This is a genomic window from Xanthomonas sp. SHU 166 (genome assembly GCF_000364685.1).
In the GTDB taxonomy this organism is placed as follows: domain Bacteria; phylum Pseudomonadota; class Gammaproteobacteria; order Xanthomonadales; family Xanthomonadaceae; genus Xanthomonas_A; species Xanthomonas_A sontii.
The window spans coordinates 1-2,573 of sequence record NZ_AQOJ01000122.1 but is presented as its reverse complement, the minus strand read 5'-3'; the positions used below and the strand labels follow the sequence as shown (position 1 = coordinate 2,573).

Here is a 2,573-nt window from a genome sequence, read left to right as displayed (position 1 = left end):
CCGCCGCTTCGGAAGGGAACCCGGTAAATCAAAAACAAGAGCCAAAGCTAAGCAACAACAACGGCAACCGCCAAGGCACAGCAACAGCAGAAGCGACGGCAACTGCCAAGGCGACCGCCACAGCAAACCGCGCCTTGATCATGTCGCCGTTCGGCGACCGCACGCCATACGTTGTAGCGTGCGCGTGCACCCAGGCTCAATGCCGGCAACGCCGCCGATGCCGGCGCCAGTTCCACAGATGCGCACTGGCCAACGCCAGGCTGCCGCTCACCGTCATCGCGGTCTCGCTGGCCTCGTCGGGAATACCGAAAGCGCCGGCCAACAGACCGAGCAGGCCCAGTGCCGCCAGCGTCCACAGCGGCCAGGGCAGCGCGTCGCGCCGGTGCCCGCGCCACAGCGCCAGCCCCGCCAACGGCGCGGCGATCGCCACGAACACCACGTGCACCCACTCGGCCTCGGCCCAGACGCCGAACAACGGCAGCGCCGCGGCCAGCAACGGCAACGCCAGGCAGTGCAGCAGACACAGCCCGGACAACACCATCGCCGAGGCGTCGAAGAAGGATTGCGGCAGGGATTTCATGAACGATCACTCCAATGCACCAAGTGTTATATAGTAACATTTCCAGCCCGCCACGCCCCCGCGCCGATGCCCGCCATGTCCAACGCCGCCGTTTCCGATCGCCGCCTCCCCGTCACCGTCCTGTCTGGCTTCCTGGGTGCCGGCAAGACCACCCTGCTCAACCGCGTGCTGCACAACCGCGATGGGCGCCGGGTGGCGGTGATCGTCAACGACATGAGCGAGGTCAACATCGACGCGGCGCTGATCCGCGACGGCGGTGCCGCGCTCAGTCGCACCGAAGAGACCCTGGTCGAGTTCAGCAACGGCTGCATCTGCTGCACCCTGCGCGACGACCTGCGCCAGGAGGTGCAGCGCCTGGCCGAGAGCGGGCGCTACGACTACCTGCTGATCGAATCCACCGGCATTTCCGAGCCGATGCCGGTGGCGGCGACCTTCGCCGTGCGCGACGCCGACGGCCGCGGCCTGGCCGACGTCGCGCGCCTGGACACCATGCTCACCGTGGTCGACGGGGTCAGCTTCCTGCGCGACTTCGGCTCGGCCGAGCGCCTGGCCGACCGCGGCCTGCAGGCCGGGGACGACGACGAGCGCGGGCTGGTCAACCTGCTGGTGGAGCAGATCGAGTTCGCCGATGTGATCGTCATCAGCAAGGCCGACCTGGCCGATGCGGCCACCCTCGACCGCACCCGCGCGGTGCTGCGCGCGCTCAATCGCGATGCGCGCATCGTCGAGGCCAGCCGTGGCGATGTGCCGCTGGAGCTGGTGCTCGATACCGACCACTTCGACTTCGTGCGCGCGCAGCTGGCGCCGGGCTGGATGCAGGCGCTGCGCGGCGAGCACGCGCCGGAGACCGAACAGTTCGGCATCGAAAGCTTCGTCTATCGCGCGCGCCGGCCGTTCCATCCGCTGCGCTTCGCGCGGCTGGCGCAACGCGGCCTGCGCGACGTGATCCGCAGCAAGGGCTTCTTCTGGCTGGCCAGCCGCATGGACTGGGTCGGCGAACTGTCCATCGTCGGCGCGGCCACCCAGACCCAGGCGGCCGGCTTCTGGTACGCGGCACGCGAGCGCGTGGACCGCGGCCTGCTGGACACGCCGCTGGCGCTGCCGCCATCGCCGCTGCCGTACACCGAGCTCGGCTGGCAGCGCCAGCAGACCGCGTGCTGGAACGCGCCGCCGCCGCAGGCCGAGGAGGTCGGCGATGCGCGCGAGTACGCGGCGCTGCGGGCGATGTGGCATCCGCTGTGGGGCGATCGCCGCCAGGAACTGGCGGTGATCGGCGTCGGCCTGGACGAGGCGCGGGTGCGTGCCGAACTCGATGCCTGCCTGCTCGACGATGCCGAACTGCGGCAGGGGCCGGTGGTGTGGCAGGGCTTGGAAGATCCGTTTCCGGTGTGGAGGCGTTGAGGGGCTGGGAATCGGGAATCGGGACTGGGGAATCGGAAAAGCGGGGGCGCAGGCGCTGAGGGCTAGTGGACTGCGCCCATCGCGATCAGGACGATCGCCGGTACCGCCAGCAGCAGGCCGAGGCGGTTCCAGCGGTTGGTGCGTTCGCCGAACACGGCGATGCCGAGCAGGGTGCCCAGGCCGATCACACCCAGGTTCATCGCCGCGAACACGCTGGCCGGGCTGTCCGGCAGGGCCTGATGCGCGCGCACGTAGAACAGGATGTTGCCGAAGTTGAGCGCGCCCAGCAGCAGGCCGGCGCCGAGGTTGCGCCAGGCCAACGGGACGGTGCCGCGCAGGTGGCGCCACAGTTGCACGCCCAGCAGCAGCACGAAAGCCAGCGCGAAGGCGACCAGCAGCGAGGCGGCGAACGGCGTGCCGGCCTGGGCGATGCGCTTGAGCAGCACGTCGATCGCGGCGAAGCCGACCCATACCAGCAGCAGCCACGGCGTGGTGCGCGCGGTGCTGTGCGCGGCCGCCTGCGGTCGCTGCACGATGCCGACGATCGCCAGCAGGCCCAGCGCCAGGCCGGCCAGCTTGGCGCCGTTGGTGC

The 2,573-nt window shown here is 70.0% G+C and carries 2 protein-coding genes and 1 pseudogene; 1 reads left to right on the top strand and 2 read right to left on the bottom strand.

Features of this window, described 5'->3' with window-relative positions:
- Nucleotides 1-196 precede the first annotated feature (196 nt).
- Nucleotides 197-580, bottom strand: coding sequence for a MerC domain-containing protein (locus D180_RS04915; RefSeq protein ID WP_017911918.1), 384 nt, complete (start codon nucleotides 578-580; stop codon nucleotides 197-199).
- 75 nt (nucleotides 581-655) lie between these two features.
- Here D180_RS04915 and D180_RS04910 point away from each other — a divergent pair, with 75 nt between their 5' ends.
- Nucleotides 656-1,981, top strand: coding sequence for a GTP-binding protein (locus tag D180_RS04910; protein WP_043090492.1), 1,326 nt, complete (start codon nucleotides 656-658; stop codon nucleotides 1,979-1,981).
- A gap of 62 nt (nucleotides 1,982-2,043) precedes the next feature.
- Here D180_RS04910 and D180_RS04905 read toward each other — a convergent pair.
- Nucleotides 2,044-2,573, bottom strand: a pseudogene (locus tag D180_RS04905) (EamA/RhaT family transporter); the annotation flags it as partial.

Excerpts from the sequence above, each read along its gene's own strand:
- D180_RS04915 (WP_017911918.1), bottom strand. The coding sequence starts at position 580 with ATGAAATCCCTGCCGCAATCCTTCTTCGACGCCTCGGCGATGGTGTTG.
- D180_RS04910 (WP_043090492.1), top strand. The coding sequence starts at position 656 with ATGTCCAACGCCGCCGTTTCCGATCGCCGCCTCCCCGTCACCGTCCTG.